The following is a 6,015-nucleotide window of genomic DNA, read 5'->3' as shown; positions in this document are numbered from 1 at the left end:
TGCAGCGATGCGACCGCGCGCGCGCCGGGGCTGTCCGCCGGCAGCGGCGGCATGCCGCCCGCGAGTGCGCCGAACAGCGATGCCATCCCGTGCCGCACGGCGGCCGCGCGTTGCGCGAGATCCTCCGATTCGGCCTTGCCGAGCGCGAGCAGATCGTCGATGCCGTAGATGCCGGCGAACAGCGCGTGCCGCTTGTCGTCGGCCGGTGCCGCCGCGAGGCCGTTGCGCTGCGCGGCGATGACCTGCGCGACGTCGGCGGTGATGCGCGTCACCAGCGCGTCGAGCTTCGCGTGCACGTCGCGCGTGCCGAGCAGCATCGACACGAGGCTCAGGCACAGCACGCCGATCGCGACCGTCGAGCCGCGCCCGATCACGTGCTCGAAGGTCAGCTCGGGATGTTGCATCGCGCCGTAGGTCGCGAGGCCGATCGTGTAGCCGGCCACGACGGTGCCCGACGCGCGGAAGTGCCGCAGCAGCGTCATGCCCGCGACGCAGACGCCGAGCCAGAACGCGAAGCCGAGGATGAACAGCAGCGGCTGCTGCGCGAAGCAGCCCATCAGCACGAACGCGACGACCATCCCCGCGATCGTGCCGACCACGCGCCACACGCCCTTGCCGATCACCGCGCCCTGGACGGGATTGATCACGAGCAGCACCGTCGACGCGGCCGAATACGGGGTTTCCAGTTCGAGCAGGTACGCGACGCCGAGCGCGAGCGCGGCGGCGATGACCGAGCGTGCGACATACGCGCCGCGCGGCGTGAAGATGTCGATGCGCGCGATCAGCGCCGCGACGGCGCGCGTCTGATCTGCTGCTTCATGCACTGCACTCGCTCCATGAGAAAGGACGAAGCCAGTCTACGGTCGCGCCATGCATGCCGAACAGTGACGTCTTTGCACTCGACGAGTGCGTGCGACGCATCCGTCATGCGTGCGCCGCACGCAGTGCCGGCTGGCCGGTGCACAGCCCGCGCACGACACGCCGCAACCACTGGTGCGCGGGGTCGCTCTGGAAGCGCGGATGCCACGCCTGCGTGATCAGCACGGTTTCGAGCGGCACCGGCAGTTCGAACGTGCGCACGCCGAGCCCGGCCCGCACCGCGCCGCGCGCGAGATGCTCGGGCAGCGGCAGGATCAGGTCCGACGCCTGCAGTGCGAAGATCGCCGCATACGGCGTCGGCACGACGAGCACCACGTGGCGCGCGAGCCCGCGCGCGGCGAGCGCGTCGTCGATCGGCCCCGCCGACTTGCCGCGCCGCGACACGCCGATATGCGGCCAGCGCGCGAAGCGTTCGGGCGTGATGTCGTCGTCGAAGATCGGATGGTCGTGGCGTGCGAGGCCGACGAAGGTCGTCGTGAACAGCGGCTGCACGCGAATCTCCGGCCCCAGGCGGCGCGACGCGCTGATGAAGAGGTCGATACGGCCGCTGCGCAATGCGTCGTCGTCGATGTCGTCTTCCTCGGGCATGAAGCGCAGCATCGCGCGCGGCATCCCGCGCGCCATCTCCTCGAGCAGCCGGCTGCTGTGCAGGCCGACGAAGACGTCGTTCGCACGCACGTTGAACTGCTTGTCGAGCGTGCCGAGATCGATTTCCGCGGACGGCGCGAGCAACTGCGATGCGCGCTCCACGGTTTCGCGGACGACCCCGCGCAGTTCGAGCGCACGCGGCGTCGGCACCATCTTGCGGCCGGCCTGCACGAAGATCGGGTCGCCGACCGTTTCGCGGATGCGTGCGAGCGTGCGGCTCATCGCGGGCGGGCTGAGGTTCATGCGGCGTGCGGCGCCGACGACGCTGCCCTCTTCGAGCAGCGCATCGAGCGAAATCAGCAGGTTCAGGTCGGGTGCCATCGGCTTCTCCGTTTCATCGCGTGCATGCGGCGCAATGGTAGTGCGTGATGTGCGCGCGCAGCGTGACTGCAGCGCACGCAACGATTGCGTGCGGCATCACGCGTGACGCACGCATCGGTGGGGTGGCGCGTGTTTTCTCGAGCGAACGGGCCCGGTGCGAACCCCGCGAACGAATGCTCGAAACAACGGAACGTGCGCCCGTCATCCGCCGCCGGCATCGGACGGCAGCGAGCGGACGGCGGCGAACGCGCCGTTCACGTACATCAGCGGGTTCACGTCGGCGGACATCGCGACGCGCGTGACCCGTCCGACCAGAATCGAATGCGAGCCGACCTCGACCTGTTCGAGCGTGTCGCAGAAGAACGACGTCTGCGCGTTCTCGAGATAGGGCAGGCCCGTCGCCGCGTCGGTGCGCCATGCGTCGTGCGCGAAACGCGCGTCGGAGCCCGTCGTGCTGCACGCGAGCGCGAGCGGCACGTGGCAGCTTCGCAGCGCGTTCACGCAGAAGCGCCGGCGGCCGGTGATCGACGCGTGAATGCTCGCGCGCCGGTTGATGCACACCAGCACGGTCGGCGGATCGAGCGCGACCGACGTGAACGAGCTGGCGGTCAGCGCGCACGGTGCGGCGGCGGCGCCGTCGCCGCCGGTCGTCACGATCGTGACGGTGGCGGCCACGCCGCGCATCGCCTGTTTCAGTTGCTGCGCAATGTCCACGGTGTTCGTCATGATGCGGTCCTGTCGCGAGGAGCCCCGGTACCGCGCGGGTCGCGCCGCGCGGCGCCGGGGCGGGCGTCAAAGCTGGTACGCGTCGGCCCAGGTCCAGTGGTAGGACTTGAAGTCGGCGCGGCGCGACTTGAGCTCGGCGTCGCGCGCCTGCTGCTCGGGGCCGTCGGGCAGGTGGAATACGCCGCCGTTGCCGGCCGATGCAAGCTGGATCCGCGCGCTGCGGTCGATCCGCAGGCGCTGGTATTCGACCAGCGCGGCGCCGAGCGCGTCCTTCGACGCGAGCCCGGTCACGCACCGGCCGAGCACGACCGCGTCCTCGAGCGCCTGCGCGGCGCCTTGCGACTGGTACGGCAGCATCGGGTGGCACGCGTCGCCGAGCAGGCACACGCTGTCCCACACCCAGCGCGTGAGCGGTTGCCGGTCGTGCAGCGACCAGCGGCTCAGGTCCGACGCGCAGCGGATCAGCCCGACGAGGCGCGGATCCCAGCCGGCGAGCTCGGCCTCGAGCGTCGCGCGGTCGCCCTTGCTGCTCCACGATTCGCGCGTGCTGCCGTCGCCCGGCACGATCACGACGAGGTTCAGCAGCCGGCGGTCGCGCACCCAGTAATGGATCGCGTGCCGGCCGGGCCCGAGCCAGATCGTCACCTGCGGCTCCTTGACGATCTCGAACACGGGCGAGCGCGGGTCGATCGCATCGGCGTCGATCAGCGCGCGATACGCATCGTCGCCGCTGTAGTGCGGCGCGTCGTCGCCGAGCAGCGCGTGGCGCAGCGTCGAATGAATGCCGTCGGCCGCGACGACGAGATCCGCGCGCCGGCGCGTGCCCGCCGCATCAACGAGCGTCGCGCCGTCCGGCCCGTATGCGTCGAGGCCGCGCACCGCGATGCCGCCGAGGACGGCGACCGGCGGGCCGGCCGTGTACGGGTCGCGCACGGCGTCGAGCAGCGCGGCATGCAGGTCGGCGCGATGCGCGTTCCAATACGGCGCGTTGAACTCGGCTTCGACCGCGTCGCCGAGCGGGAAGGTGCCGAGCAGGCTGCCGTCCTGCCAGCGGCGGCGGATCGTCGCGATCGGGGCGACGGCGGCCAGCCGCTGCCGGTCGAGCACGCCGAGCGCACGCAGCGCGCGCGTCGCGTTCGGCACGACCTGCAGCCCGGCGCCGACTTCCCGAAACGCCCGGCTCTGCTCGAGGACGGTGACCCGATGGCCGGCGCGCCGCAGCGCGAGCGCGGCGGCGAGGCCGCCGATGCCGGCGCCGACGACGATCGTGTCGAGCGACAGGGACGGTGTCATGGGCGAGCCCGTGGTGGATCCGGAAGGAATCGGCATGGCGTCATAGTCCCGGCAGCACGTCGCGGGCGAACACCTCCAGGTTGTTGCTCATCAGTTCGTACGGCTGCGCGCCGTAGTCGATGTGCCACAGGATCGCGTCGAGGCCGAGGTCGGCCTCGAGCGCGCGAATGCGCTGGCGCACGGTGTCGGGCGTGCCGAGCACGGCGGTTGCGTCGAGGTCGGCCGTGTCCATGCCGCCCATCTTGTTCTTCATCGCTTCGTTGTAGCCCTGGTAGGCCGGCGACTGCACCTGCTCCCACGACTTCGCCGCTTCCGCGAAATTGCGCCAGTGATGGCGCAGGCGCGGCTCCGCGAGTGCCAGCGCGTGCGCGTCCGACGTGCCGATCATCAGCGGGATGCTGATCGCGACCTGCGGCTTGCGGCCGGTGTGGCCGTGATGGCGCTCGAACGTGTCGCGATAGAGCGCCACCATCTCCTGTGTCTTCGCGAGCGCGGCCTTGCGCGGCGGCGCGGCCATCAGCAGGTTGAAACCGCGTTCGCCGATCCACTCGAAGCTGGACGGCGTGAGCAGCGCCGCGACCCACACCGGCGGGCGCGGCTGCTGCGTCGGGCGCGGCAGCGATTGCGCGTCGCGGTAGCGGAAGAACGGGGTGTCCTCGCTGGCCGATTCCTCGGCGAGGAGCCGCACCGTCGCGTCGATCGTCTGCTGGAAGCGCGTCTTGCTCGAATCGAGATCGATGCCGAACGCATCGAATTCGTACGGCAGGAAGGCGCGCGCGAAGCCCAGCTCGAGCCGCCCGTTCGAGATCGCGTCGAGCTGCGCGGCTTCGGCCGCGAGCTGGATCGGATGATGGAACGACGCCTGGATGCCGCCCGTCATCAGGCGGATCGACTTCGTCTGCGCGGCCACGGCCGCGAGGAACATCAGCGGCGACGGGCTGTAGCCGCCGTACGGCTTCAGGTAGTGCTCGGTCATCTTCACGTACGTGTAGCCGAGCCGCTCGGACAGCGCGCTGAGCTTCAGCGCCTGGGTGTAATAGTCGGCCGCCGGGCGGTCGGCCGGGCCGGTATCGGGCAGGAAGGACACGCCGAACTTCATAGACACCTCACAGGTTGATGTGCTGCCGTTGTCTGCAAAGGGGAAGCGATGCCGCGACGAAGGCGTCCCCCGGTCGGGAAACAGGATCGCTCGCAAGGCACTTGCAAGGATGATCCAATCATAGGATGATTGGGTCTATGCAAGTCTTACACGTCGCAAGATTTGCTGCAAGCGTTGCTCGGTTGTCGCTCCAGTTCCGCCCGCAAACGGGCACCCCGGGGGCAGGCTGAAGTCGAACGGGCCGGCCTTTCCATTTCTGGCGAGGAATCACGGATGAACGCTCTTCTATCGGTTTCTGGCAAGGCGCTCAGGATGCGGCGGGTGGTGCGTGCCGCGTCGGGCAAGTGTCTGATGGTGCCGCTCGATCATTCGCTCGCGGATGGGCCGATCGCCCATCCGCAGCAGTTGCGGCAACTGGTCGGCGACATCGCCGCGCACGGCGGCGACGCGATCGTCGTGCATCGGGGCCGCGCGCGCTTCCTGGCGCCCGATGTGCTGAGCGATCTCGCGCTCGTCGTGCACCTGAACGGTTGCACGCGCTACGCGGAGGACGCGAACGCGAAGACGCTGTTCGCGAGCGTCGAGGACGCGCTGGCGAGCGGCGCGGACGCGGTCAGCGTGCACGTGAATCTCGGCTCTAAAACGGAATCCCAGCAGCTGCTCGACCTGAGCCGCATCGCGACCGAATGCGCGCGCTGGTCGCTGCCGCTGCTCGCGATGATCTATCCGCGCGGCCCCGGCCTCGGCGATCGTCCGCAGGCCGAACTGATCGCCCATGCGGCGAACGTCGCGGCGGATCTCGGCGCCGACATCGTCAAGCTGCCGTACAGCGGCGACGCCGCGAGCATGGCCGACATCATCGCCGGTTCGTCGCTGCCGGTGCTGGTCGCGGGCGGCGCGAAGCTGCCCGAAGACGAGTTCGTCGCGTTCACGTCGCGGGTGATGAACGCGGGCGCGCTCGGCATCGCGGCCGGCCGCAACGTGTTCGCCGCGCCGAAGGCCGCCCCGCTGATCCGCCGCCTGTCGGACGCGGTGCACGGCGTCGAGCG

Annotated in this window: 6 protein-coding genes; 1 reads left to right on the top strand and 5 read right to left on the bottom strand. The window is 70.1% G+C overall.

Annotated elements, in window-relative coordinates:
• The 5 genes from DPV74_RS38270 to DPV74_RS38250 all read right to left on the bottom strand — a co-directional run.
• Window positions 1-824: FUSC family protein (locus DPV74_RS38270; protein ID WP_205571977.1), on the bottom strand; the 824-nt coding region annotated here is incomplete at its 3' end.
• Window positions 825-924: 100 nt separating this feature from the next.
• A complete protein-coding gene (locus DPV74_RS38265) occupies window positions 925-1,848 on the bottom strand; it encodes a LysR family transcriptional regulator (protein ID WP_048028682.1) in 924 nt (307 codons plus the stop codon).
• A gap of 201 nt (window positions 1,849-2,049) precedes the next feature.
• Window positions 2,050-2,574 carry a flavin reductase family protein gene (locus tag DPV74_RS38260; RefSeq protein WP_021164278.1) on the bottom strand — a complete coding sequence of 175 codons (525 nt, stop codon included), beginning with the start codon at window positions 2,572-2,574 and terminating at the stop codon, window positions 2,050-2,052.
• 66 nt (window positions 2,575-2,640) lie between these two features.
• Window positions 2,641-3,867, bottom strand: a complete 1,227-nt coding sequence (locus DPV74_RS38255; protein ID WP_091923034.1) for an FAD-dependent monooxygenase — start codon at window positions 3,865-3,867, stop codon at window positions 2,641-2,643.
• Window positions 3,868-3,907: 40 nt separating this feature from the next.
• Entirely contained in the window at window positions 3,908-4,954 is a 1,047-nt protein-coding gene (locus tag DPV74_RS38250) for an LLM class flavin-dependent oxidoreductase (protein WP_240440097.1), read from the bottom strand.
• A 285-nt stretch (window positions 4,955-5,239) separates the two neighbouring features.
• Here DPV74_RS38250 and DPV74_RS38245 point away from each other — a divergent pair.
• Window positions 5,240-6,015 (top strand): 2-amino-3,7-dideoxy-D-threo-hept-6-ulosonate synthase (locus DPV74_RS38245; RefSeq protein WP_119339069.1); only part of this gene is annotated, 776 nt, incomplete at its 3' end.

Origin of the sequence: Burkholderia sp. HAN2018 (genome assembly GCF_024704855.1) — a bacterium.
GTDB classification, from domain to species: domain Bacteria; phylum Pseudomonadota; class Gammaproteobacteria; order Burkholderiales; family Burkholderiaceae; genus Burkholderia; species Burkholderia cepacia.
This window is presented reverse-complemented; position numbering and strand designations above follow the sequence as displayed.